The sequence below is a fragment of the Caulobacter vibrioides genome, from assembly GCF_002310375.3.
GTDB classification, from domain to species: domain Bacteria; phylum Pseudomonadota; class Alphaproteobacteria; order Caulobacterales; family Caulobacteraceae; genus Caulobacter; species Caulobacter vibrioides_D.
This window is the reverse complement of record NZ_CP023315.3, coordinates 1,970,007-1,992,809: the sequence shown is the minus strand read 5'-3', so window position 1 is coordinate 1,992,809 and position 22,803 is coordinate 1,970,007. Positions and strand designations below refer to the sequence as shown.

Sequence of the window (22,803 nt, the reverse complement as noted above, 5' to 3'; positions counted from 1 at the left end):
TATAAACCTATCCGGCGTTCGGGATAGAGCAGTTTGCGGCCTGCTCGAACGCGGTGTGGAAGCTGCGGTTATCCGACGAAATCTCTACGCGACCCGGCACCAGGCGCAACGTCTCCTCGCCCCATCGGCCATAGGTCGCGCCGCCCGTCTTCTCGCATCGCCCGCCGAACAGCTGCTGGGCGCAGGCGTTCAGGGTGATGTCTCCGGGCAGTCGCCGCCACTCGTTGCCCGCGTAGCGCCAGCACGCCGCCAGCGGCGCGGTCGCCGAGCTGGACGACGGGGTCGCCGGCGTGGTGGTCGCTGCGGGCGTGGTGGCCGCCGGCGTCGTCTCGGTCGGGGTCGGCGGAAGCGGGGTCAGAACCATGCCGGCCTGATCGGCGGCGGCCAAGGCCCCGGTTTCGTCGACGCCGACGTCCAGAGCGCCTGTGGCGACCCCATTCTTCTTGGCGCATTCGGCCAAGGTGATCTCGCCGACAAAGGCGCCGCCGACGAAGCAGCGTAGCGGACGGGCGGGATCCAGCTTGGTGTCGTCAGCGCGGCCGGTCTCGACGATCAGGCCCGCGCGCGAGGCCGGCGGCTCTTCCGTGGGCTTCTTGTCGTGGCCCGACATCAAGGCCACGGCGATGCCGAGACCCGCGACGAGCGCAAGCGCTGCTCCGCCGCCCAGGATGATCCGTCGATCGTTCAAAAAGTCCATGACTCTTGGCTACGACGCGACGATGACGCTTTCAAGCGCGGCGGTCGTGGAAAAGATGCGCTTAGCCGCCCGTCAGGCGATTGAGCGCGGCCTGATAGTTCGCCACCTGGTTCTTCAGATAGGCCGGAACCGTCCCGCCCGTCTTGCCAGAGCCCGACGTGGTGTCGGTCTTGATCCCCAGGGCCGTATCGGCGATTTCGCGATACGCCGTGCGCACCTGGGACATCGCCCGGGTGATCACCATGTTGGCGTTCTTTCGGCCGGCCTCGGACGTCAGGTCCAGCTCCGGCGGCAGTTGCAGCCCGTAAACAGGGCCGCTGCCGTCGGCCGATACGGTCTTGCCGTCTTCGGTCTTCGTCGCGCGCACCACGCCGCCCGCTAGGCCCAGCGAGCGCAGAACATCGGTCCCACCCTTGCCTGGCACGATCTCGAGGGTGGCGTTGTTGGACGCGGGGCTGATCTTCAGAACGCGGCTGTTGCCACTGGTGGCGGTCTCGACCTTGGCGCGGAAGCCCGAGGCGCGCTTGATCTTGTCGGCCAAGGTCTCCAGCGTGTCGTTGGCGTCGATCGTGACCGTCGTGAGCGCGCCGCGCTCCCGCGTCCGAATCTGAAAAGTGTCGCCAGGCCGCGCCGAGGTGGCCGATACGATGCGGTTGGATTGGCTGAAATCCATCGCGCCGCTGGGCAGGCCAAACGCGTCGAGAGACGAGGCGCCGGATGATGAGACCGCAACCGAGGTCGGCGCAGCGTAGCCATCCTTGCCGGTGACGCGCTGGCTCCAGTCGACGGCGCCAGTGCCGACATTGACCTGGGCGACATAGCCGTCCTTGGTCCCGACCGTCTCTTCACCGTCCAGGTTCTTGCCGGCCGCGCCGACCAACCAGGCCGTACCGTTGGAGACCGCAAAGCCCGTGACCGTGTCGTCGCCGGTCCCGCCGTAATAGGTCAGCGTGTCGCTGGTGGTGTTCGAGATGTCGAGCGACATCCGGCCCACGAAACCGTCCATGCCGCCCGACGGCGCGGTCGTCGCGCCTCCGATCGACATCAGGTTATTGGCCGTGTAGCCGCCGACATAGAGCTGGCCGCCGTCGATCTTCAGGCCGACGATGTCGCCGCCCTTCAGCGAGCCGAGGTCGCGGGTCGCGCCCGCCGTCAGGGTCGCGGTCTTGGTGTAGGTGACGGGCACGCTTTCATAGGCGCCGTACTGGTTCAGCTTGGTGACATTCTCGGTCACGACCGACGGATTGACCTCGAAGCTGCGAAGCATCGCCTGGCCGTTTTCCTTGGACCCGACGATGACCTGCGAACCGTTGACGACAATGTCCGAGACGGAGTCGTTCTCGGCGGTGCCGAACTTCTGGGTGAACAGCGCCTTAGGCTGACCATTCGCATCCGTCGCGAAGGCCGAAAGATAGGCGTCCCAGCCGCCGGCTGGGTCCGTGCCCACCGCGCCGGGAAGGTCAGACTTGCTGCGACCGCCCACATAGAGAACGCCGTTGGCGCCGAAAGCCAGGGCCGTAGCCTCGTCCTCCTGCAGGCCGCCACGACGCACCGTCCACTGTTCGTCGCCCTTGGCGTCGTAGCGCGTGACGAAGCTGTCGGTGGTGGTCGAGCTGTCGCTGTTGTTGATCGGCCCGTTGACCGCACCCTGCAGCCTGCCGCTGACCGACCCGGCCACGGCGATGCTTCCGTCATCGGCGACCGCCAGCGAAAGGCCGCTGGCGTTGTCGGTGGCGCCAAGCGAGCGCGCGTACAGAAGGTGACCGGCGCTGTCATACTTCAGCAGCGCGACATCGCTCTCGCCCTTGATCGGCTGGCCATTGATGTCTGTCTTGCCATCGACCTCAGTGGCGACGTCCGCCAGCATGTAGATCGAGCCGTCCGCGCCGGTAACCGACTTGCGAACGCTGGAAATCGTTCCTTGCAGCGTCTCGCTAAAGACCTTGCCGCCCGGCGCGCCCGCACCGGGGCCACCGGCCGGTCCGGCCGCGCTGTATTTGGTGAGGGTCGTTTCGAAGACGCCGTCGTCGGTCTCGGTCTTCTTGTCGGGATCCGGATCGCCGGCTCGCGTCGTGACATAGACCGCCGGCGCCGTGGTCGGCGCAGAGAAGGTCAATTGCTCAACGGAGTCGCCATTGACCCGTAGGGCGAAGTCATCGCCGGTGGCCGGCAACTTCACGGGCTTGCCGTTGACCTGGACGGTGCGCTCCTCGCCCGGCGTGCGCTGAACGGAGAAGTCGGTGTTGAAACCCGCCGCCTTCATCTTGCCGTTCATGTAGGTGACGACGTTGGACATGGTCCGCGGCGTCGCGCCCATCTCGGACAGGTCCATCGTGACCGTCGACGTGACGCCGAAGCTCTTTACGGAGACATCGAACGCGACATTGCCCTGGAAGCGGGGAACCTCGTCGTCGAACTGGCCGCTGTAGAGCTTGTCGGTCGTGTAGCTGTAGGTGGCCTTCGGCACGCCGACCGTGCCCTTGTCGGTGGTCATGACCGCGCCCGTCGTCAGGCGCATCTGATCCAGCGACAGGTTCTGGACGTAGCCGCTGATCTCCCCGAGCCCTTTGGTCAGGGCGGTCTGCAGGCGGGAGACCTCGCCGTCGGTGACGCCCTTCTCGCCGGCGCGCGTCGCGAGCGCCGAAAGCGTGTTGAGCGCCTGATAGGTGGCGAACAGCTTCTTGTAGTCGGCGCTGACGCCCTTCAGGCTCGATGTGTTGGCGCCCTCGTCGATGAACTTTCGGCCGGCCAGAGCGGTTCGGACGAGATCGCTGGCCGGCGGCGAGGCGTTGCTCAGCCAGGGCGCGTTGGGCACGACGGCCTTGGATCGTGACGACGTGGTCGAAACACCAGACGCGCCAGCGCCCGTCAGGCCCGTACGGGCCTGATAGTAGCTGAGCAGCGCGCTGGAATCGAAAGTGATCACGGCGAGTCCCGACCGGGGCGCGAATCTCCCCGCTGTTATCCTTGCCCCAGGATCGCTGACGACTCGTTAAGACTTCAGCTTAAGCCGCGATAAGGTTTGCGTCGGAAAGGGCCCGACGGGCCGCCTCGCGCAGTTCCGACCACTCCGAGGCCAGGATGCTAAGCAGCACGACGTCCCGTGGCAGGCCGTCCTTCAGCACGTGACCGCGGAGGTAGCCTTCGCGGCGGAAACCGGCGGCTGATTGCGCCTTCAGGGCCGCGTCATTGTCGGCCATGACCTCGGCGAAGACCTTGTGCAGGCCCAGCTCCTGGAAGGCGTGATCCAGGCCCAGCACCTGGGCGGCGCGACCAACGCCCCTGCCCCGCGCCTCCGCCGAACCGAGGAACCAGTTCCAGCTCGCGCGACGATGGTGACTGGTCAGCCCGGTCAGCGTCAGCAGACCCATCGGGGCTCCGCCCCGGGTGATCATCCAGCCGCGCATATCAGGGTCGCTGCGCAGCGCCTGAAACCAGGCAGCATGCGCTTCGCGGCTGGGAAGATCGGCGTCGGACATCCAGCGGTCGACCTCGGGTTCGGACCGCCACTGAAAGAGGATCGCCTCGTCCTCGTCCAACAAGTCGCGCAGTTCGATCATGCTCGTAGCCGAATCCCCGGTTCGCCCAGCGGCAGCTTAGCCCCTGGGCGCGGCGGGACCTAGCTCTACTAGCCCTTGAACAGGGACAGGATGATCTCAGGCGCGCTATTGGCGATCGAAAGGGCCTGGGCGCCCAGCTGCTGCTTGACCTGCAGCGCCTGGAGGCGCGCGCTTTCCTTGGCGAGGTCGGCGTCGACGAGGTTTCCGACCCCGGTTTCCAGCACGTCGGTCAGCTTGGCGACGAAGGTGTTGTGGGCGTCAATCTGCTTGGCCTGGGTGCCAATATTGCCCACGGCCTGGTTCACCGCGCTGAGGGTCGCGTCCAGGCGCGTCAGCACGTCGGCGGCGGTCGTGGTCGTCAGGATGTCGTCCGTGGCCGTCAGCGTATTGATCGTGCCGCCCAGCGACAGGTTCTGCAGGGCCAGGGTGATCGATTGGCCAGCATCCGCGTCGGCGAGGAACGCCATGTCGGCGGCCTGGCTGCCATTGAGCAGGTTGGCGCCGTCGAACGTCGCGCTGCTGATCACCTGATTGAGGTTCTTGACCAGGCCCTGGAAGTCGGCGTTGAGGGCTTGGCGAGAGGTGGTGGTCAGCGAGGTATCCTTGGCGGCCACGACCTTTTCGCGCATCAGCTTGAGCAGATCCGAAACGGACTCCCCCGCCGCGAGCGCCACGTCAGCGATCGATGTCGCGCGATCCAGGCTCATCTTCACGGCGCTCAGGGCGCTCATGTCGGCGCGCTGCGCCTGAGCGATCGACCAGACGGCCGCGTTGTCCTTGGCGGTCGAAATGGCCTCACCCGTGTTGATACGGGTCTGCACCGACTGCATGTCGTCGTTGGTGCGGTTGAGATTTTGCAGCGCGATCAGCGCGGGCTGGTTCGTGTTGACGCTAAGCGCCATGCGCGGCCTCCGATCGGCGATTTTGCCGTTGGTTGCGATCGCGCGCGATTCGGCGAGCGATCTAATCGCCGCCCAAGATGGTCTCAGAAAGTAAGATTATGGTTAACGCTTATAAACCATGTCTGTTTACGCCTGTGACAGGCGGCCGCACGCCGGCATGGCCGGTGATTGTCAGCCGATCTCAGGCCTGGCCGTCAAAAACGTCGCCCGTCTCGTAGTCAGGGCCATCACGCATCTTCAGGACCTCTTCGCGGGGGAACTGCTGAAGCGTCTCACCCGTACGGCGATCAACCGTCTTGTAGACAAAGGCGCCTGATGCGTCGTCGTGCTCAATCACCAAGCGAAGGTCACCCGGCTGCGGCCCATCATCGACCGGCTTTTCGACCTCGGCCGCCGCGGCGCGCTCAGCCTTGAGCGACGTCTCGACCTCTCCGGCTTTCGCGGACTGATCCACAACGACTTTTGCGCCCTCGGAGACTTCCGGGGCGTTCGACGGCGCGACAGGGGCAATAAAGTCTCTGATGGCCGACAGTGCGGCTTTAGGTTCCATTTCTTAAACGCCGACGTTTTATCGGTCGGCCCTCCTTTTCTGTTGAGGATAGTCCAGCAACCGAACCGGAGAAGGCGGGGGCGAGCCGGATGGCCCGCCCCCGTCCCTGCCCCTTAACGGAACAGGCTCAGGATCGAGGACGAAGACTGGTTCGCGATCGACAGCGCCTGGACGCCCAGCTGCTGCTTGGTTTGCAGCGACTGCAGCTTGGCGCTTTCCTTGGCGAGGTCGGCGTCCACCAGGTTGCCCACACCAGCGTCCAGGCTGTCTTGCAGCTTGCCGACGAAGGTCAGGTGGGTGTCGAGACCGACCGAGCTGGTGCCCAGCGAGGCCAGCTTGTTGGTCGCCGTCTGCAGAGCGGTGTCGATCGTGCCGATCATCGTCTTGGCGGCGGCGGCCGTCGTGAAGGTCGAGGTCGTGGTCAGACCAATGCCGGCGAGCGAAATGGTCTTGGCGTTGACGGTGAAGCCGGTGCCGTCCGAGTTGGCCAGGAAGGTCAGCTTGGTGGTCGTGCCGTCAGCGATGCTGACGCCGTTGAACTTGGCGTTCGTCGCGGCCTTTTCGATCTGGTCGCGCAGCGAGTCGAAGTCCGACTTCAGGGCGTTGAACGAAGCGGTGTTCAGCGAGGTGTCGGAAGCGGCCAGAGCCTTTTCCTTCATCTTGCCGAGCAGGTCGGTGATGGTGTCGCCGGCGGCGAGCGCGACGTCGATCGTCGACTGGCCGCGTTGCAGCGAGTCCTTCACGGCGTTCATGCTGTTGGCGGTGGCCGACTGGTTCTTGGCGGTCGCCCAGATGGCGCCGTTGTCCTTCGCGCTGGCAATCTTCTTGCCGGTATTGATGCGCTGCTGGACGGTGGTCAGCTCGGTGTTGGTCGTGTTCAGGTTTTGCAGGGCGATCAGAGCGCCCGCGTTCGTATTGATGCTGTTCAGCGCCATAACGAAAGAGTCCTTTTCAAGGTGTCCGACGCCATTTTGGCTGCCGGGAGCATTTTGCTCGGAAGGACCTGTAGCAATTGCCGGGCCAATTCTGCCCACCGGCAACGCCGCGCTAAATCACTGAAAAATATGCGTTATAGTTCCATTAACGACGAAGGCTCCCGGCAATTTCTGCCGGGAGCCTTCGCCATGGGAAATTGTTGCCGGGCACTATCTGCGCACCCAGCAGGAAAGAGGCGCCGGACGGCTTTTGACGGCCGTCCGGCGTATCGGGATCACCCCTTGAACAGCGACAGGATCGTCTGCGGCGTCTGGTTGGCGATCGAAAGAGCCTGAACACCCAGCTGCTGCTTGGTTTGCAGCGACTGGAGCTTGGCGCTTTCCTTGGCCAGATCCGCATCGACCAGGTTGCCGACACCGGCGTCCAGGCTGTCTTGCAGCTTGCCCACGAAGGTCAGGTGAGTATCCAGACCGACAGAGGACGTACCGAGAGACGACAGCTTGTTCGTGGCCGTCTGCAACGAAGTCGTGATCGTCGCGATCATGGTCTTGGCCGTAGCGGCGTCGGTGAAGGTCGAGGTCGCGGTCAGACCGATGCCCGTGAGGGACAGGGTCTGCGCAGTCACCGTGAAGTTGCTGCCATCCTCGTTAGCGAGGAAGTCCAACTTCGTGGTGCTGCCGTCAGCGAGGCTGACGCCGTTGAACTTCGCGTTCGTCGCGGCCTTTTCAAGTTGGTCGCGAAGAGACTCGAAGTCCGCCTTGAGCGCGTTGAACGAGGCGGTGTTCAGCGAGGTGTCGGAAGCGGCCAGGGCCTTTTCCTTCATCTTCGTGAGCAGATCGGTGATGGTGTCCCCTGCAGCGAGCGCCACATCGATCGTCGACTGACCGCGTTGGAGGGAGTCCTTCACGGAGTTCAACGATGACGCGGTCGCGCTCTGCATCTTGGCCATCGACCAGATCGCGCCGTTGTCCTTGGCGTTAGCGACCTTCTTGCCGGTGTTGATACGGCCCTGAGTGGCGGCGAGCTCCGTGTTAGTTGAATTCAGGTTCTGGAGCGCCAGCAGCGCACCAGGATTGGTGTTGATCGAGTTCAGCATTTGATACCTACCGTTTTGGTGGGATTTTTCCGGCGTATTGCCGGGCTGGCGTTTTGCCCGCGCGAACCATCGCAAGCGGCGGGCCAACTCAGGCCAGAACGCGATGCCAAATCATCTATTTGTTTTTATTCATATTTTTTCGCCGAAGCGCCGAAAACAAAACCGCCCGGCGAATGCAAGATTCGCCGGGCGGCAGCTTTTTCCAGAGGCGCTAGGCAAGACCTTCAGTCTTGCCGAAATCAAGAATCAGGCAGCGTCTGCGCGACCCGCCAACCCTTGCATGATCATCCGGTTGATCTCGATGAGGGGCTCAAAGTCCTCCTCCTTGCGCATCACCGCGCTGGAGTGACGACCAACCCAAAGGCTCAGCGAAATAATGCTGGCCCGCAGTTCCATCGGAAGCTGGTTCTCGGGAAGCGAGCAATCGGTCGCGAGCGCGGACCAGACCTTGCGGTTCCAGTCCAGCGCATCGATCCGCGTGGCGATGTCGTCCGCCGGGGCCTGCGACGCGTCCATCAGGGCGCGCGTCACCTGCCCGAACAGGCGGTACTCCATTTCACGGGGATTCTCAGCCCGCGTCGCCGCCTGCTGATACGCCCGAAGAGACATGCCCCAACCTCTCGTCTTCGTACTCGATAAGCTTCCGGCTCAACATCAGAGCCTTGTAGTATTCTCGCGCCATCACGTGCTTCGAGATGGCGATGCAGTCCTGAAGGACCACAGGGTTACGCACAACACCCATAAATTCGTTAAGGCGCGTGGCGAATTCCTCGTAAAACTTCTCGGCGCCGATCTCGTCGAGATACATCATCATCACCGGGAAGTAGATGTGACGCGCGGGCGTCGTCACCTGATCCGGCTGCATGATGTCCTTCTCGCGAAGGACGGAGGCCTTGTTTTGGAGCACCAGCACACCGCGCCGGTCTCCGTTCTGAACGACGGCGCCGTTGAGAACGAACTTTTCTCCAGGCTTCAGCGACAGCTTCAAAGGCACTTAATGCCGCTCCCTTTCGTTGACGCTGCGAGCCCTGATCCGTCGAGACGACGGCTTGGACGCAAGCTAGGCGAACACATGTTAACGCCATCTTGCCGCCCCGAACGACCGCCCTTGCGACCGTAAGACGCAGCTTAGGACTCAGTTAAGCATAGCGCCTCAAAACATGGTTAACAGCAAAGTCTGAGACCTCAGCCATGTCACGTAAAAGCGCCCTGGAATCCTCGGCAAGCGTCCTCGCACAAGCCGATGTCGGCGCGTCGGGCATCCATCCCAGCGTGATCGCCAACGCGATGGGCGATTCGGCGTCCGCCGAAGCGCTGGATCGCCTGAACCGCGCGGCGCAGGACACCAAGAACGTCGACAACGCCAAGGCGTTGGCGCGCGCGATCCAGGCTGTCCAGCTGCAGGATTACGCCAAGGCCGACAAGTTGGCCCTGAAGCTTCTCGAAAAAGACGAGCGACTGGGCCTGGCCTGGCACATCGTGGCGATCGCGCGCGAGAAGACCGGTGACTTCGCGTCCTCGCTAAAGGCCTACGAAGCGGCGCTGGCCCTGCTGGCGGACCACGGTCCCGTCGCCGGCGACCTGGGCCGGCTTGCGTTCCGCATGAACATGCCCGAGCTGGCCGCCAAGTTCTTCGCCCACTACCGCCTGGCCCGGCCCGAAGACGTCGAGGGCGCCAACAACCTGGCCTGCGCCTTGCGCGAACTGAACCGCGAAGGCGAAGCGATCGAAGTCCTCAAGGCCGCCCTCGGCGCCAACCCGGGGGCGACGGCGCTGTGGAATACGCTGGGCACCGTGCTCTGCAACATCGGTGACGCCGCCGGTTCGATCGTGTTCTTCGATGAGGCCCTGCGCCTGGCGCCCGATTTCGCCAAGGCCTACCACAACCGCGCCTTCGCCAAGCTGGACCTTGGCGAGATCGAAGGCGCGCTGGCCGATTGCGAATCGGCGATGCGCAATCCGGGCTCGCCGGAAGATCTGGCGATGATGCAGTTCGCCCGCGCCACGATCTTGCTGGCGCTGGGCCGCGTCGCCGAGGGCTGGGAGGCCTATGAGTCGCGCTTCTCGCCGGCTCTCACCGACGCGCCACGGTTCCAGATTCCCGGTACGCGCTGGTCAGGGCAGGACCTCAAGGGCAAGTCCTTGATGATCACCACCGAGCAGGGTCTCGGCGATGAAGTGATGTTCGCCAACATGCTGCCCGATATCGTCGAGGCGATTGGACCCGATGGGTTCCTGTCCCTGGCGGTCGAACGTCGCCTGGCGCCGCTTTTCGAGCGCTCGTTCCCGAACGTCGAGGTCACGGCTCACCGCACGATCGCCTATGAAGGTCGCGTGTTCCGGGCCGCGCCCTACATCGAGGACTGGGATCGTTTCGACTATTGGGCGGCGATCGGCGACTTCCTGCCGAACCTGCGCCCCTCCGCCGAAGCGTTCCCCAAGCGCCAGGCCTTCCTGCAACCTGACCCCGCACGCGTCGCGCATTGGAAGGCGGAGCTCGAGAAGGCGGGCCCCGGCCCCAAGGTCGGCCTGCTGTGGAAGAGCCTGAAGCTCAACGCCGAGCGCGCTCGACAGTTCTCGCCGTTCCATCTTTGGGAGCCCGTGCTGCAGACGCCGGGCGCGGTGTTCGTAAACCTGCAGTATGGCGACTGCGACGAAGAAATCGCCTTCGCCAAAGAGGAACTGGGCGTCGAAATCTGGCAGCCTGAAGGGATCGACCTGAAGGCCGATCTCGACGACGTCGCGGCGCTGTGCGCGGCCGTCGATCTGGTCATCGGCTTCTCGAACGCCACGATCAACCTGGCCGGCGCGGTGGGCACGCCGATCTTCATGCTGACCGGGGCCTCGTCCTGGACGCGCCTTGGGACGGACTATTACCCCTGGTACCCGAGCGTGCGCTGCTTCGTCACCGAGCAGTACGGCGTCTGGGAGCCGACCATGGGCCGCGTGGCCGAAGCCCTGCGCGATTTCACCGCACCCTGATCGCCGGTCTCGCTTGAGACGGATCAAAGCCAACGCCGTCTAGCAGGACAGACTGGAGCAACGTTGGGAGGTCGTCCCAACGGTTCCACAACCGCGCCTGAAGGCGGCGTGTTCTCGGCCCAGACGTTGGACGAGCCGCCGATGGCGCGATGGTCCGGAGTGAGGGACATGGTGACGGTGCAGCTGCGCGACGTCGCGGAGGGCGATCGCGAGAGACTTCTGGCCTGGCGTAACAGCCCGGACGTCTCGGCCCATATGTACTCCGACCACAAGATCGGTCACGGGGAGCACGATCACTGGTTCGATGTGGCGCGGCACGATCCGCGTCGACGCTACTGGATCATCGAGGTCGACGGCCAACCGATGGGTCTGGCCAATCTGGCCGATATCGATCTCGTCCACCGTCGCTGCGCCTGGGCCTACTATCTGGCCAGTCCAAAGGTCCGGGGTCTGGGCGTCGGATCGTTCGTCGAGTTCCAGATCATCGAATACGTGTTTGGCCAACTGCACCTGAACAAGCTCTGGTGCGAGGTGCTGGTCTCGAACGAGCGGGTCTGGCGGCTGCATGAACTGTACGGCTTCCAGCGTGAGGCGCTGTTCCGCCAGCACGTCATGAAGCAGGGCCATGAGGTCGATGTAGTCGGCCTGGGGCTTCTGGCCAGCGACTGGGACATCCGACGCGACGCCATGGCCGAGCGCCTGCGCGCCAAGGGCTACGCGATCCCGCCGACGGCCCGACAAGCCGCCTGACGACACCTTCCCTATCGACACCCTTGCCAAGCGCGTAAGCGCCGGTAGTTTGATCCGCTGAATTTGAACAACTGTTCGAACCGGATCTGATTCCGGCGGAGATAGGCATGAGCCAGCGCTTCGAAGGCACTTCCGACTATGTGGCCACCGATGACCTTAAGGTCGCGGTCAACGCCGCCGTGGCGCTCGAGCGCCCGCTTCTGATCAAGGGCGAGCCCGGTACGGGCAAGACCGTGCTGGCCTATGAGGTCGCTAAGGCGATGGGCGCGCCGCTGATCACCTGGCACATCAAGTCGACGACCAAGGCCCAGCAAGGCCTCTACGAGTACGACGCCGTCACCCGCCTGCGCGACAGCCAGCTGGGCGACGAGCGCGTCAAGGACGTCAAGAACTACATCAAGAAGGGCAAGCTCTGGGAGGCGTTCGAAAGCGAGCAGCGCCCCGTGCTGCTGATCGACGAGATCGACAAGGCCGACATCGAGTTCCCGAACGACCTCCTGCAGGAGCTCGATCGCATGGAGTTCTTCGTCTACGAGACCGGCGAGACCATCAAGGCCAAGGTGCGGCCGGTGATGATCATCACCTCGAACAACGAAAAGGAGCTGCCGGACGCGTTCCTGCGCCGCTGCTTCTTCCACTATATCCGCTTCCCGGAAGCCGAGACGATGCAGGCCATCGTCGATGTCCACTTCCCGGGCATCAAGCAGAAGCTGGTCGCCGAGGCGCTGCGCATCTTCTACGACATGCGCAAGGTGCCGGGCCTGAAGAAGAAGCCCTCGACGTCTGAGTTGCTGGACTGGCTGAAGCTGCTGCTGGTCGAGGATATCGACGATCAGGTCCTGCGCGAGAAGGATCCCACCAAGCTGATCCCGCCGCTGCACGGCGCGCTGCTCAAGAACGAGCAGGACGTCCATCTGTTCGAACGTCTGGCGTTCCTCGCCCGTCGCGAAGGATCGGGCGCGCGTCCGGGCCAGTAGAGCGGCCTGCGACCAAACGGCCGTTACCGGGATTTCACTGGACGCGCGTCAGACGTGCGCCCACCTTCCCGCCCATCAGGGGTAGGCCAAGGGAACACCATGCGTCATTCGAAGTGGCTGGTTGCGACGCTGTTGATCGGCGTGGGCGCGACCGCCTTGACCGCTTGTCAGCCTGCCGCGTCCGACAAGGAGCCGCGCGCCGAACGACGCCTCGGCAGAGACCCCGTCCGCGCGATCGAGCGCCTGGACTGCCCTGACCGCCAAGGGGGACTGACCCGGATCAGCGCCGCCGCAGACGGGCAGTCGTGCTCGTACACGTCGAGCGAGGCCACGGTCGATCTGCGGCTCATTCGCCTCAACGGCGGCGACGCCGAGGCGGCCCTTGCTCCTATCGAGGCCGAACTGAAGGGCGTCATTCCGACGCCGCCGGCCTCTCCCAAGCCGCCTAAGTCCAAGGACGGCAAGAACAAGACCAGCATCCACCTGCCTGGCATCAATATCGACGCTCACGGCGACACCGCCGACATCCGGATCGGTCACCTGACCATCAACAGCGATGGCGGGACCGCCGAGGTGAAGGTCAACAAGAACGTCAACATCAAGAGCGACGGCGGCCAAGCCTCGGTGAATGTCAGCACCGAAGGCGAGCCCGAAGGCGACGTCACCATCAGGGCCAACGACAACGGCGCTGAAATCCGCGCCTTGAAGGGTGGCGACGCCGTGCGCTCGACGCTGATCCTCGCCAATGACAAGGCGCCGAACGGCTATCGCGTGGCCGGCTATGAAGCCCGCGGCCCCAAGGGCGGACCGCTGGCCGTGGCCGTGGTCAAGGCCAAGAACCGCAACACCGACGACCATGACCTGTTCAAGGACATGAAGGCGCTGGTTCGCCACAACGTCGGCGGCTGAACCAGCGCAAAGCGCAAGGATCGCCGAAGGGGCCCCATCGGCCCCCTGGCGGTCCGCCCTCGCCCTCGCCCTTCGACAAGCTCAGGGCGAGGGCCAATGACGTCTCGGTTCGCAGAAACTCCTCATCCTGAGCTTGTCGAAGGATGAGGATTTCCCGCGCCTATTGGATCGGCGTCACTTCCATCACCTTGTAGGTCAGCGGACGGCCGTCTTCGTCCGTGACGGTGACGTATTCGCCGAGCGCGAACCGGTGCTCGCCCAGGCGATGCAGCGGCTCGTCATCCGCCGTGTCGGCGGCGTCATAGTCGAAGAACCAGCGCTGGCCGCGCTTGTTAAGGCGACCGTCGACCGCGTCCTCGTCCGGCGCGAAACGACGCACGCTGCAGGACGCCTTGACCTTGGCGTAAGCGCCCTCGTCGATATGGCCGTCCTCGGTGAGCGGCGCGGTCAGGGAGTAGCCGCGATGATCATCGCCGCCCGCGAACTCGGTGCCAGGATTGCGCGCCAGGCGCATGACGATCCGGGAAAGAGACATAAGCCTCCCTTTCTTTTATAATTTCAGTGGCCTAGTGCGACAGGAACAGCGAGGGGCCGTCGCTGTTGAGCAGCGTGCGGGTGGTGCCCCCGAAGATGAACTCCTGCAGCCTCGGGTGACCGAACGCGCCGGCCACCAGGAGGTTCGCGTTCACCTCCTTGGCCGCGCCGAGCAGAAGCGAGCCGGCGTCACCGCTTCCCTCGAGCGCGCGCACACTGGCCTTGACCCCGCGCGCGGCGAGGAACTCGACCAGACGATCCAGCTCGAAGGCGCGCGACGACGCGGCCGGCGCTCCCGCCACCACCACGGCGCTGGCCTTTTCCAACAGGGGCAGCGCTGTGCGCACCGCGCGGCTGGCCTCCTTGCCGCCATCCCAGGCGACCAGGGCGACGCCATCGGCCCTGAAGCCCGGACGGGCCACCAGGATGGGTCTCTGCTCGTCGGCGACCAGCTGCTGGAAGGACTCGGCCAAGGGCCCCTTCCCGCGCGCGGCGGCGTCGTCGAACACGATGACGTCCGACAACCGGCCCTCCATCGCCAGACCGGCCCAGACCGGCGAGTCCAGGCTGATGACGCGGGTGCGGCCATAGCCGAGATCAGCGGCCAACTTGCCGACCGCCTTGGCCCCCTCCTGGGCGGCTTCCTTCAAGCTTTCCAGCGCTGTGACCTGCACGCCTCCCATGAAGCCTTCGCCCATCCAGGGCATCAGGTCAGCCATGTCAGCGGGGGCATGTACGCAGGCCAGTTCTGCGTCGAACGCGGCCGCGAGCGCCGCGGCGGCGGTTAGAACACCTTGGTCGTTCGGGGTTCCGGCCAGCGGAACCATAATTCTCGCCCAACTCATGATCGAACTCCCTTTCGAGGGCATTTCCACAGATGACGGCGAAGCGCTCATTGATCTTTCGCAACCGATGCGCCAGTCAACCGACTTCATCACAAGGAACGAACGCGTGGCCAAAGGGCTGCAAAGGGGCGGACCGCCCCGCGCATGGCAAAGAATGCTCTCCGGACGTCGGCTCGACCTGCTCGACCCGTCGCCGATGGACATCGAGATCGAGGACATCGCCCATGGCCTGGCGCGCGTGGCGCGCTGGAACGGGCAGACCGTGGGCGATCACGGCTTCTCGGTCGCTCAGCACAGCCTTGTGGTCGAGGAGATCGCCGCGCACATCAAGCCCGACCTGGAGCCCAAGTGGCGGCTGGCGGCGCTGCTGCATGACGCCAGTGAATACGTGATCGGCGACATGATCAGCCCGTTCAAGGCGGCGCTGGGCGTCAGCTACAAGGATTTCGAGGCCCGGCTGGAGGACGCGATCCACATCCGTTTCGGCCTGCCTGTGAAGACCCCCGCCCCGATCAAGAAGCTGATCAAGCAGGCCGACCGCGCCTGCGCCTTCTTCGAGGCCACCCAACTGGCCGGCTTCGAGCACGCCGAGTCCCTGACGATCTTCGGCGCGCCGCCGGCGGGTTACGAGCTGCAGATCACGCCGCTGGCGCCCTTCGAGGCCCAGGCGCGCTATGTACAGCGCTTCCATGTGCTGTCGCGCGCGGCGGGCTATGAGTCCGCCCCCGACGCGGCGTTCGAAACCGAGTGAGCGGAGCGCGATGAACACGGCGGTCGTCATCGGTCTGTCAGCGGTGGTCGTCGCGATCCGCGACGGCGAAGCCGTGGTGCTGACCGTGCGGCCGCACGACGCCATCACCGACATCGCCTCGCCGCTGTCGGGCCTGCCGTTCGGCCCGTTCGATCCCGAGGCCCACCGCACCTTCGAGCTGGGCCTGCGGGCCTTCGTGACCGCCCAGACCCGCTTCCAACTGGGCTATGTCGAGCAGCTCTACACCTTCGGCGACAAGGGCCGCGACGCCCCCCGCGCCGAGGTCGGGGCCGGCGCGGCGCGCGTTGTCTCGGTCGGCTACCTGGGCCTGACGCCCAAGGCGGTCGACACCGACGCTCCCGACACCGCCTGGGCCCCGTGGACCCGGTTCTTCCCTTGGGAAGACTGGCGCGCCGGCCGCCCCGCTTTGCTCGACGACGCCATCGCCCCGGCCCTCAAGCGCTGGGCCGCCGACGACACGGCCAAGTGGTCGCGCGCGCGCCTGGCCTTCGCCCTGGACGGCGCGCCCTGGAACGAGGAGCGGGTTCTGGAGCGCTATGAGCTGCTCTATGAGGCGGGCCTGGCCCCCGAAGCCGCCCGCGACCGCGCCCGCGCCGACGGTCAGGACCCCGCCGAACCGGCGGCGCTGTCAGCGGCGCTGGGCGAGCCGATGATCTCAGACCACCGGCGTATTCTCGCCACGGGCCTGTCGCGCCTGCGCGGCAAGATCAAATACCGTCCGGTGGTGTTCGAATTGACCCCCGAGGAGTTCACCCTCTCGACCCTGCAGCGCACGGTCGAGGCCATCGCCGGGGTGCCGCTGCACAAGCAGAACTTCCGCCGCGTGGTCGAGCGCGAGGAGCTGGTCGAAGGCCTAGGCCGCATGGACGCCGAAACCGGCGGCCGCCCGGCCGAGCTATTCCGCTTCCGCCGCGAGATGCTGGCGACGCGGCAGGCGACGGGGCTGTCGCTGCCGTTGTTGCGGGAGTAGCGTCGCCGCCAATGGCGCAGGTGCCTGGCCAATGCACCGAATGCGTCACTTTTTTGAAACCGCATCGGTTGCGATTTCGATCCGTGACGCCACATCCGAGCTCTCACCGCTGCGCGCGGATCAAAAGAGGGTTTCCTGTGCTGCTTGAAAAACTGAACTGGCGCTACGCCACCAAAAAGATGGATCCGACCAAGGTCGTCTCCGAGGATAAGGTCGAGCGGATCGTGGAAGCCGCGCGACTGGCGCCGACCTCCAGTGGCCTGCAGCCCTTCGAGATCATTGTCGTCACCAACGCCGAGGTCCGCGAGAAGATCAAGGCCATCGGCTGGAACCAAAGCCCGATCACCGACGGCTCGCACCTGCTGGTCTTCGCGGCCTGGGACAACTACACCGCCGAGCGGATCAACCACATGTTCGACCTCGTCAACGAGGTTCGTGGCTTCCGGAACGAAGGCTGGGAAAACTATCGCCAGATGCTTCTGTCAACGTATCCGCAGCGCGCCCCCGAGACAAACTTTGAGCACGCTGCGCGCCAGGCCTACATCGCGTTCGGCCTCGCCTTGGCCCAAGCGGCCTTCGAGGGTGTCGACGCGACCCCGATGGAAGGCTTCGATCCCAAGGCTCTGGACGAGATCCTCGGCCTCCGCGAGCGCGGCCTGCGCTCGGTGACGATCGCGCCGCTGGGCTACCGCCAGGTCGAGGGCGACTGGCTGGTGAACCTGCAGAAGGTCCGTCGCCCGCGCGACCAGTTTGTCACCGAGGTGAAGTAACCTGGATCGGTGGAGCTCGGCAGGCGCCCAGGCCCTGCTGGGCTCCGCTAGGGCGGGGTCGCTCTCTGGCGGCCGCGCCGCTACTCCGCCTCCACCCGCGCCCGCCACTTGGCCTTCAGCGTGTGCGAGGTCTCTCGTGAGCCGTCGGGGCTCCAGCCGGGCGGGCCAAACACATAGCCTAGCGCCTCCTTCGGCGACTTCGAGCCGGCGACGTCCTTGGCGATGCCGACCCACTCGTGGAAGACGTTGTGCAGCAAGTTGAAATTGCCGAGGTTCTTCACCGTGCCATAGCGGCAAGGCTCCTCGTCGACCTCGGGGATGAAGGTGCCGAACATGCGGTCCCAGATGATCAGGATGCCCGCGTAGTTGGCGTCCAGATAGCGCGGGTTGCGGGCGTGGTGGACGCGGTGATGCGAGGGCGTGTTGAAGACCGCTTCGAACCAGCGCGGCATGCGCCCCACCGCCTCGGTGTGGATCCAGAACTGGTAGACGAGGCTGATCCCCTTCTGGATGGCCACCATCGCCGGCGGGAAGCCGAAAAACACCAGCGGCAGCCACAGCAGCCAGGTGCCGGCCACACCGCCGGTCCAGGTCTGACGTAGCGCGGTCGACAGGTTGTAGTGGGTCGAGGTGTGGTGGTTGACGTGGCTGGCCCACCAGAACCGACGCTCATGAGCGATGCGGTGGAACCAGTAGTAGGTCAGGTCCTCCAGGAAAAATACCGCCACCCAGGCCCAGACGGCGGTCATCGGGATCGTGAACAGCCGATGCTCATAGACCCAGACCGTCGCCGCGAAGATCACGCCGCCGAACAGCACGCCGGCGATGGTGCTCCCCAGGCCCATGCTGAGCGACATGGCGGTGTCGCGGGTCTCGTAGTTGGCCTTGGCCTTGCCAAAGCGGCCGAGCAGGATCTCCAGCACGATAGCGAGCACGAAGAACGGGATCGCCATTTGGACGGGATCGAAGGGGGCTTTCAGCATCTGGCGAGCTCTTTCGGCGGCCAGACGTCGTCGCTGACGGCGAAGGTGGGACGGGCGTCGGAGACGCGAACGGTCAGGCGCCCGCCGGCGGGCTTCAGCCCCGCGACGACGCTCCACGGGAGGTCACGAGCCACATAGCCGTCGCCGCGCCGATAGAGGATCAGCGCCAGATCCGCGTCGCGCGCGATCAGGCCGGCGCCGTCGGCGGCGATCCAGGCAGCTTGGGGACGGTGATCAGGGAACTCGACATCCAGCAGCGCCTTGGCCGCCTGGGCGTCCAGCGGCGGTGTGGCGCGCGCCACGCCCAGCCAGCGCACGAACGCCACCAACAGCGCCACGGCGACAACAGAGCCGCCCAATTGAATCAACAGCGCCTTGTCCAAGACCGACGCATCCCCCCGTAACTTATTATCGTTCAGATTGACGACCGGGTGATCGTCGTCAAGCCACGAAAGTCCAAGACGCGCCCGAAGGGGCGCAACCGCGTGGTCCTCCGCCTGATCCTGGCCAAGCCTGCCGGACGGTGATGGCCGGCCAGATGTTCGAGGAGGGTGACGAGGCCGCCAACCGTGCTATCTACGCCTTCAAACAAGTGTCAGAACGCGGACCCGCCTCCCAACAGAGCGAGGTCCGCGCGCATCATCGGGACCGTCGTCTTGCCGCAAGCCGTCATCGCCGCCACGGGGCTGTACACCCCGCCTCACAGCATCTCGAACGCCGAACTGGTCGAGGCCTTCAACACCTTCGTCGAGCGCTTCAACGCCGCGAACGCGGAGGCCATCGCGGCCGGCGACGTCGTCGCCCTGCCCCCCTCCTCGCCCGAGTTCATCGAAAAGGCCTCGGGCATCAAGTCGCGTTTCGTCGTCAACAAGGACGGCATCATCGACCCCGACCTGATGCGTCCGATCATTCCCGAGCGTCCGAACGAAGAGCTGTCGGTCCTGGCCGAAATCGCCGTCGAAGCGGCCAAGCAGGCGATCGCCCGCTGGGGCAAGCCCGTCTCGGAGATCGGCGCGGTGATCTGCGCGGCCTCGAACATGCAGCGCGCCTACCCGGCCATGGCCATCGAGGTCCAGCAGGCCCTGGGCATCGAAGGCTTCGCCTTCGATATGAACGTGGCGTGCTCGTCGGCGACCTTCGGCATCAAGACCGCCGCCGACTTCGTCACCAGCGGCAGCGCCAAGGCGGTGCTGATGGTGAATCCCGAGATCTGCTCGGGCCATCTGAACTTCAAGGACCGCGACAGCCACTTCATCTTCGGCGACGTCGCCACCGCGGTGATCATCGAAGACGCCGACCAGGCGGAAGGCGGCTGGGAAATCGTGGGCACGCGCCTGAAGACCCAGTTCTCGAACAACATCCGCAACAACTTCGGCTTCCTGAACCGCGCCGCGCCGGAAGGCGTCGACGCCAGGGACAAGCTGTTCGTGCAGGAAGGCCGCAAGGTGTTCCGCGAGGTGGTGCCGATGGTCAGCGAGATGATCGTCGAGCACGCCAAGGACCTGGGCGTGGATCCCACCGGCCTCAAGCGCCTGTGGTTGCACCAGGCCAACATCAACATGAACGAGATGATCGGCCGCAAGGTGCTGGGCCGCGACCCGGCGCCGGGCGAGAACGTCATCATCCTGGACGAGTACGCCAACACCAGCTCGGCCGGTTCAATCATCGCCTTCCACTCGGCCAACGACGACTTCGCCGCCGGCGAGACAGGCCTGATCTGCAGCTTCGGCGCGGGCTATTCGGCAGGCACGGTGTTCGTCCGCAAGCGCTGATCAGGACCACCGGCGAAGCCTAGGTCCCTTTAGCCACATCCAGGCTAGCGGACCGCGCGCACCTGTATAGAAATGCGCGGGATTGTTTCGCCGTAAGGTTCTTCAATGCGATTCCCTGCCCGCCGCGCCGTCATCTCCGGTCTTGGCCTCGCCCTGCTCGCCGCCTGCGGCAAGCAGCCCGAGGCCGGCGCCAGCGGCTGGGATCGGATCAAGGCCTCGGGCAAGCTGCGCGTGGGCCTTGAGGGCACCTACCCGCCGTTCAACTTTCAGGACAAGTCCGGCCAGTTGGCGGGTTTTGAGGTCGATTTCGCCAAGGCCCTCGCCGAGCAGCTGGGCCTGACGGTCGAGTTCAGCCCGGCGCCCTTCGCCGGGCTGCTGGGCTCGCTGGAGTCCGGCCGCGTCGACGTGGTGATCAATCAGATCACCATCACGCCGGATCGTCAGGCCAAGTACGACTTCTCCGAGCCCTACACCGTGTCAGGCATCCAGATCATCGCGCTCAAGGGCAAGCCTGCGCCCAGCAAGCCCGAGGACCTCGCGGGCAAGAAGGTGGGCGTCGGCCTCGGCACGAACTACGAGCAGTGGCTCCGCGCCAACGTGCCCACGGCGGACGTCCGCAGCTACGAGGACGACCCCACCAAGTATCAGGATCTGCGCGCGGGTCGCATCGACGCCGTGCTGAACGATCGTCTGGTCGCCGCCGACTTCGTGAAAACCTCCCCGGAGTTCGTCGCCTCGGGCCAGCCCTTCGCCGCGCAAGGCTCGGGCGTCGCCATGAAGAAGGATCCGGGCCTGAAGGCCGTGATCAACCAGGCCATCGACGCCCTGCGAGCCAACGGCAAACTGGCCGCGATCTCGCAAACCTGGTTTGGCATGGACGTCACCCAATAGCGCCATGGACACCGGCCTAGACCTGCTGCGCCAGTCCGCCCCGCTCCTGCTGAAGGGCGCGGGCTATACGATCATCCTCAGCGTCATCGGGATGAGCATCGGGGTAGCCCTCGGCTTCGTCCTGGCCCTGATGCGCCTGTCGCGTTCGGCGCTGCTGAGATGGCCGGCGGCTGTCTATGTGTCGGCCTTTCGAGGCACGCCGCTGCTGGTCCAACTGTTCCTGATCTACTATGGCCTGCCCGAGCTTGGGATCGAGATGCCGCCCCTCCTAGCGGCGGGCATCGGCTTCTCGCTGAACGTGGCCGCCTATAGCTGCGAGATCCTGCGCAGCGCCATCGCCGCCGTCGACAAGGGCCAGTGGGAAGCCGCCAGCGTGCTGGGCATGAGCCGTGGCCAGGCCCTGCGCCGCGTGATCCTGCCCCAGGCGGCGCGCACCGCCGTCGCGCCCCTCTCGAACAGCTTCATCAGCCTGGTGAAGGACACCTCGCTGGCCGCGACCATCCAGGTGCCGGAGCTGTTCCGACAGGCGCAGCTGATCACCGCGCGGACCTACGAGATCTTCACCATGTATCTGGCCGCGGCGGCGATCTACTGGATCCTCTCCACGATCCTGGCCGCCGTCCAGACTCGGCTTGAACGCCGCGCCGCGGAGGGCCGCCGATGAGCGCGATCGACGCCAAGTCCCTTAAAAAGAGCTTCGGCGACACCCCCGTCCTGGCGGGCGTCGACCTGACCGTCATCCCCGGAGAAGTGGTCGCCATCATCGGCCCCAGCGGCTCGGGCAAGAGCACCCTCTTGCGATGCCTCGCCGGTCTTGAGCCCCTGAATGGCGGCCACCTGACGATCGCGGGCGTCACCGCCGGCGCCAAGACGCCGTTGGCCAAGGCGCTGAACGGCCGGGTCGGGTTCGTCTTCCAGAGCTTCAACCTGTTTCCGCACCGGACGGCGCTGGAGAACGTGATCGAAGGCCCGATCGTCGTGCGCAAGGAAGACGCGGCCAAGGCGCGCGCCAAGGGGCTGGCGCTGCTGGAAAAGGTTGGGCTGTCGGATCGCGCCGACGCCTATCCCGCCGCGTTGTCGGGCGGTCAGCAGCAACGCTGCGCCATCGCCCGGGCCCTGGCGATGGACCCCGAGGTGATTCTGTTTGACGAACCGACGTCCGCGCTCGACCCCGAACTGGTCGGCGAAGTCCTGGCCGTCATCCGGGATCTGGCAGCGGAAAAGCGCACGATGGTGATCGTCACCCACCAGATGGATTTCGCCAGAGACGTGGCCGAGCGGACGATTTTCATGGACGGCGGCGTGATCGTAGAGCAAGGACCTTCCCGCCAGCTCCTCGCCTCGCCGCGCGAAGAGCGGACCCGACGGTTCCTAGCCAGATCGGGCGTTCTGCAGCCATAATTTGGCCTACGGGACGCTTCAGGACCTGGCCGCCGACGCCGGGTGGCTCTTAATGGCGAGGACTGCGTGAAGCCTTACATCGAACTCAAGGGCGCCTCGGGCGCCGTTTACCGTTACAAGCTGGCCGAGAACGGCGAACCCGGAACCACAATCGCCGGGAACTTCGTCTATCTCGACGCCAACGGCGCGGTCGTGTTCGCTGGACAGGCCAACAACTTGATCGACGCTAAGGCGCGGTGGTCGGAAGCCTCCGCTCGCCATGGCGCGGCCGGGCTCTACACGCGCCTGAATGTCTCCGGGGCCTCGCGAGCGGACGAGTATTCCGACCTCGTCATCGCGCTTCAGCCCGTGATGAATCAAGCCGACTAGAGCCTGTCTGGTTTAGATGGGATCATCTAAACTAGATAAACAGGCTCTAATTCATAGACTTAGAGCGCGCTCGAGCAGTTTGACCGCTCATACGTAAACCTAACGCGCTCTAGGCTCGCCGCGCCGCGGCCGGCGCG

At 65.2% G+C, this 22,803-nt stretch carries 25 protein-coding genes and 1 pseudogene; 12 read left to right on the top strand and 14 right to left on the bottom strand.

Annotated features, from left to right (window positions below; all coding sequences use genetic code 11):
• Positions 1–7 precede the first annotated feature (7 nt).
• The 9 genes from CA606_RS09465 to flbT all read right to left on the bottom strand — a co-directional run bounded on the left by CA606_RS09465 (position 8) and on the right by flbT (position 8,735).
• Complete coding sequence (locus CA606_RS09465; RefSeq protein WP_096051357.1) at positions 8–697, bottom strand: hypothetical protein; 690 nt, start codon at positions 695–697, stop codon at positions 8–10.
• Between the two features lie 61 nt (positions 698–758).
• Positions 759–3,623 carry a regulatory protein FlaEY gene (gene flaEY, locus CA606_RS09460; RefSeq protein ID WP_096051358.1) on the bottom strand — a complete coding sequence of 955 codons (2,865 nt, stop codon included), beginning with the start codon at positions 3,621–3,623 and terminating at the stop codon, positions 759–761.
• Between the two features lie 79 nt (positions 3,624–3,702).
• Complete coding sequence (pseH, locus tag CA606_RS09455; RefSeq protein WP_096051359.1) at positions 3,703–4,257, bottom strand: UDP-4-amino-4,6-dideoxy-N-acetyl-beta-L-altrosamine N-acetyltransferase; 555 nt, start codon at positions 4,255–4,257, stop codon at positions 3,703–3,705.
• A 68-nt stretch (positions 4,258–4,325) separates the two neighbouring features.
• Entirely contained in the window at positions 4,326–5,159 is an 834-nt protein-coding gene (locus tag CA606_RS09450) for a flagellin (RefSeq protein ID WP_096051360.1), read from the bottom strand.
• A gap of 181 nt (positions 5,160–5,340) precedes the next feature.
• Positions 5,341–5,709 (bottom strand): flagellar protein FlaG, encoded by a 369-nt coding sequence (locus tag CA606_RS09445; RefSeq protein ID WP_096051361.1) that lies wholly within the window; start codon positions 5,707–5,709, stop codon positions 5,341–5,343.
• 113 nt (positions 5,710–5,822) lie between these two features.
• The gene (gene fljK / locus CA606_RS09440) at positions 5,823–6,644 is read right to left on the bottom strand and encodes a flagellin FljK (RefSeq protein WP_096051362.1); all 822 of its coding nucleotides are present in this window, start codon (positions 6,642–6,644) and stop codon (positions 5,823–5,825) included.
• A gap of 275 nt (positions 6,645–6,919) precedes the next feature.
• Complete coding sequence (gene fljL / locus CA606_RS09435; protein WP_096051363.1) at positions 6,920–7,741, bottom strand: flagellin FljL; 822 nt, start codon at positions 7,739–7,741, stop codon at positions 6,920–6,922.
• 246 nt (positions 7,742–7,987) lie between these two features.
• Positions 7,988–8,350, bottom strand: a complete 363-nt coding sequence (gene flaF / locus CA606_RS09430; RefSeq protein ID WP_096051364.1) for a flagellar biosynthesis regulator FlaF — start codon at positions 8,348–8,350, stop codon at positions 7,988–7,990.
• The gene (gene flbT / locus CA606_RS09425) at positions 8,310–8,735 is read right to left on the bottom strand and encodes a flagellar biosynthesis repressor FlbT (RefSeq protein ID WP_096051365.1); all 426 of its coding nucleotides are present in this window, start codon (positions 8,733–8,735) and stop codon (positions 8,310–8,312) included. Before flbT ends, flaF begins: the two co-directional genes overlap by 41 nt.
• A gap of 197 nt (positions 8,736–8,932) precedes the next feature.
• Between flbT and CA606_RS09420 the strand changes: the two genes are divergently transcribed.
• The 4 genes from CA606_RS09420 (at position 8,933) to CA606_RS09405 (ending at position 13,359) form a co-directional block, all read left to right on the top strand.
• Positions 8,933–10,723: a tetratricopeptide repeat protein gene (locus CA606_RS09420; protein ID WP_096051366.1), complete on the top strand. Its 1,791-nt coding sequence runs from the start codon at positions 8,933–8,935 to the stop codon at positions 10,721–10,723.
• 168 nt (positions 10,724–10,891) lie between these two features.
• The gene (gene pseH, locus CA606_RS09415) at positions 10,892–11,473 is read left to right on the top strand and encodes a UDP-4-amino-4,6-dideoxy-N-acetyl-beta-L-altrosamine N-acetyltransferase (RefSeq protein WP_096051367.1); all 582 of its coding nucleotides are present in this window, start codon (positions 10,892–10,894) and stop codon (positions 11,471–11,473) included.
• Positions 11,474–11,580: 107 nt separating this feature from the next.
• Positions 11,581–12,450 carry an AAA family ATPase gene (locus tag CA606_RS09410; protein WP_096051368.1) on the top strand — a complete coding sequence of 290 codons (870 nt, stop codon included), beginning with the start codon at positions 11,581–11,583 and terminating at the stop codon, positions 12,448–12,450.
• Between the two features lie 99 nt (positions 12,451–12,549).
• Positions 12,550–13,359 carry a hypothetical protein gene (locus tag CA606_RS09405; protein ID WP_096051369.1) on the top strand — a complete coding sequence of 270 codons (810 nt, stop codon included), beginning with the start codon at positions 12,550–12,552 and terminating at the stop codon, positions 13,357–13,359.
• Between the two features lie 59 nt (positions 13,360–13,418).
• Here CA606_RS09405 and CA606_RS20565 read toward each other — a convergent pair.
• The 3 genes and pseudogenes from CA606_RS20565 to CA606_RS09395 form a co-directional block, all read right to left on the bottom strand.
• Positions 13,419–13,510 (bottom strand): annotated as a pseudogene (locus CA606_RS20565) (hypothetical protein); the annotation flags it as partial.
• A 9-nt stretch (positions 13,511–13,519) separates the two neighbouring features.
• A complete protein-coding gene (locus CA606_RS09400) occupies positions 13,520–13,894 on the bottom strand; it encodes a hypothetical protein (RefSeq protein ID WP_096051370.1) in 375 nt (124 codons plus the stop codon).
• 31 nt (positions 13,895–13,925) lie between these two features.
• Entirely contained in the window at positions 13,926–14,738 is an 813-nt protein-coding gene (locus CA606_RS09395) for a universal stress protein (RefSeq protein WP_096051371.1), read from the bottom strand.
• A 106-nt stretch (positions 14,739–14,844) separates the two neighbouring features.
• Here CA606_RS09395 and CA606_RS09390 point away from each other — a divergent pair, with 106 nt between their 5' ends.
• The 3 genes from CA606_RS09390 (at position 14,845) to CA606_RS09380 (ending at position 17,250) form a co-directional block, all read left to right on the top strand.
• Positions 14,845–15,489 (top strand): YfbR-like 5'-deoxynucleotidase, encoded by a 645-nt coding sequence (locus tag CA606_RS09390; protein ID WP_096053816.1) that lies wholly within the window; start codon positions 14,845–14,847, stop codon positions 15,487–15,489.
• Positions 15,452–16,480 carry an NUDIX hydrolase gene (locus tag CA606_RS09385; RefSeq protein WP_096051372.1) on the top strand — a complete coding sequence of 343 codons (1,029 nt, stop codon included), beginning with the start codon at positions 15,452–15,454 and terminating at the stop codon, positions 16,478–16,480. The genes CA606_RS09390 and CA606_RS09385 overlap by 38 nt, the downstream gene beginning before the upstream one ends.
• A 137-nt stretch (positions 16,481–16,617) precedes the next feature.
• The gene (locus tag CA606_RS09380; protein WP_096051373.1) at positions 16,618–17,250 is read left to right on the top strand and encodes an NAD(P)H-dependent oxidoreductase; all 633 of its coding nucleotides are present in this window, start codon (positions 16,618–16,620) and stop codon (positions 17,248–17,250) included.
• 80 nt (positions 17,251–17,330) lie between these two features.
• Here CA606_RS09380 and CA606_RS09375 read toward each other — a convergent pair whose 3' ends face one another.
• Together CA606_RS09375 and CA606_RS09370 are read right to left on the bottom strand one after the other, a co-directional pair.
• Complete coding sequence (locus CA606_RS09375; RefSeq protein ID WP_096051374.1) at positions 17,331–18,233, bottom strand: sterol desaturase family protein; 903 nt, start codon at positions 18,231–18,233, stop codon at positions 17,331–17,333.
• On the bottom strand, positions 18,227–18,616 hold the full coding sequence (locus tag CA606_RS09370; RefSeq protein WP_181242869.1) for a hypothetical protein: 390 nt from the start codon (positions 18,614–18,616) through the stop codon (positions 18,227–18,229). The genes CA606_RS09375 and CA606_RS09370 overlap by 7 nt, the downstream gene beginning before the upstream one ends.
• 273 nt (positions 18,617–18,889) lie before the next feature.
• Here CA606_RS09370 and CA606_RS09365 point away from each other — a divergent pair, with 273 nt between their 5' ends.
• From CA606_RS09365 to CA606_RS09345, 5 genes are all read left to right on the top strand, one after another.
• Complete coding sequence (locus tag CA606_RS09365) at positions 18,890–20,005, top strand: beta-ketoacyl-ACP synthase III (protein ID WP_096051376.1); 1,116 nt, start codon at positions 18,890–18,892, stop codon at positions 20,003–20,005.
• A 105-nt stretch (positions 20,006–20,110) separates the two neighbouring features.
• Positions 20,111–20,896, top strand: coding sequence for a cystine ABC transporter substrate-binding protein (gene tcyJ, locus CA606_RS09360; RefSeq protein WP_096051377.1), 786 nt, complete (start codon positions 20,111–20,113; stop codon positions 20,894–20,896).
• 4 nt (positions 20,897–20,900) lie between these two features.
• Complete coding sequence (tcyL, locus tag CA606_RS09355) at positions 20,901–21,560, top strand: cystine ABC transporter permease (RefSeq protein WP_096051378.1); 660 nt, start codon at positions 20,901–20,903, stop codon at positions 21,558–21,560.
• On the top strand, positions 21,557–22,297 hold the full coding sequence (locus CA606_RS09350) for an amino acid ABC transporter ATP-binding protein (protein WP_096051379.1): 741 nt from the start codon (positions 21,557–21,559) through the stop codon (positions 22,295–22,297). Before tcyL ends, CA606_RS09350 begins: the two co-directional genes overlap by 4 nt.
• A gap of 66 nt (positions 22,298–22,363) precedes the next feature.
• Positions 22,364–22,666 carry a hypothetical protein gene (locus CA606_RS09345; protein ID WP_096051380.1) on the top strand — a complete coding sequence of 101 codons (303 nt, stop codon included), beginning with the start codon at positions 22,364–22,366 and terminating at the stop codon, positions 22,664–22,666.
• The last annotated feature ends 137 nt before the right edge of the window (positions 22,667–22,803 follow it).

Excerpts from the sequence above, each read along its gene's own strand:
- fljK (WP_096051362.1), bottom strand. The coding sequence starts at position 6,644 with ATGGCGCTGAACAGCATCAATACGAACGCGGGCGCTCTGATCGCCCTG.
- CA606_RS09385 (WP_096051372.1), top strand. The coding sequence starts at position 15,452 with ATGAGTCCGCCCCCGACGCGGCGTTCGAAACCGAGTGAGCGGAGCGCG.
- CA606_RS09405 (WP_096051369.1), top strand. The coding sequence starts at position 12,550 with ATGCGTCATTCGAAGTGGCTGGTTGCGACGCTGTTGATCGGCGTGGGC.
- CA606_RS09395 (WP_096051371.1), bottom strand. The coding sequence starts at position 14,738 with ATGAGTTGGGCGAGAATTATGGTTCCGCTGGCCGGAACCCCGAACGAC.
- pseH (WP_096051359.1), bottom strand. The coding sequence starts at position 4,257 with ATGATCGAACTGCGCGACTTGTTGGACGAGGACGAGGCGATCCTCTTT.
- CA606_RS09400 (WP_096051370.1), bottom strand. The coding sequence starts at position 13,894 with ATGTCTCTTTCCCGGATCGTCATGCGCCTGGCGCGCAATCCTGGCACC.
- CA606_RS09375 (WP_096051374.1), bottom strand. The coding sequence starts at position 18,233 with ATGCTGAAAGCCCCCTTCGATCCCGTCCAAATGGCGATCCCGTTCTTC.
- CA606_RS09465 (WP_096051357.1), bottom strand. The coding sequence starts at position 697 with ATGGACTTTTTGAACGATCGACGGATCATCCTGGGCGGCGGAGCAGCG.
- CA606_RS09350 (WP_096051379.1), top strand. The coding sequence starts at position 21,557 with ATGAGCGCGATCGACGCCAAGTCCCTTAAAAAGAGCTTCGGCGACACC.
- tcyL (WP_096051378.1), top strand. The coding sequence starts at position 20,901 with ATGGACACCGGCCTAGACCTGCTGCGCCAGTCCGCCCCGCTCCTGCTG.
- CA606_RS09420 (WP_096051366.1), top strand. The coding sequence starts at position 8,933 with ATGTCACGTAAAAGCGCCCTGGAATCCTCGGCAAGCGTCCTCGCACAA.
- fljL (WP_096051363.1), bottom strand. The coding sequence starts at position 7,741 with ATGCTGAACTCGATCAACACCAATCCTGGTGCGCTGCTGGCGCTCCAG.
- CA606_RS09450 (WP_096051360.1), bottom strand. The coding sequence starts at position 5,159 with ATGGCGCTTAGCGTCAACACGAACCAGCCCGCGCTGATCGCGCTGCAA.
- flaF (WP_096051364.1), bottom strand. The coding sequence starts at position 8,350 with ATGTCTCTTCGGGCGTATCAGCAGGCGGCGACGCGGGCTGAGAATCCC.
- CA606_RS09445 (WP_096051361.1), bottom strand. The coding sequence starts at position 5,709 with ATGGAACCTAAAGCCGCACTGTCGGCCATCAGAGACTTTATTGCCCCT.
- tcyJ (WP_096051377.1), top strand. The coding sequence starts at position 20,111 with ATGCGATTCCCTGCCCGCCGCGCCGTCATCTCCGGTCTTGGCCTCGCC.
- CA606_RS09410 (WP_096051368.1), top strand. The coding sequence starts at position 11,581 with ATGAGCCAGCGCTTCGAAGGCACTTCCGACTATGTGGCCACCGATGAC.
- pseH (WP_096051367.1), top strand. The coding sequence starts at position 10,892 with ATGGTGACGGTGCAGCTGCGCGACGTCGCGGAGGGCGATCGCGAGAGA.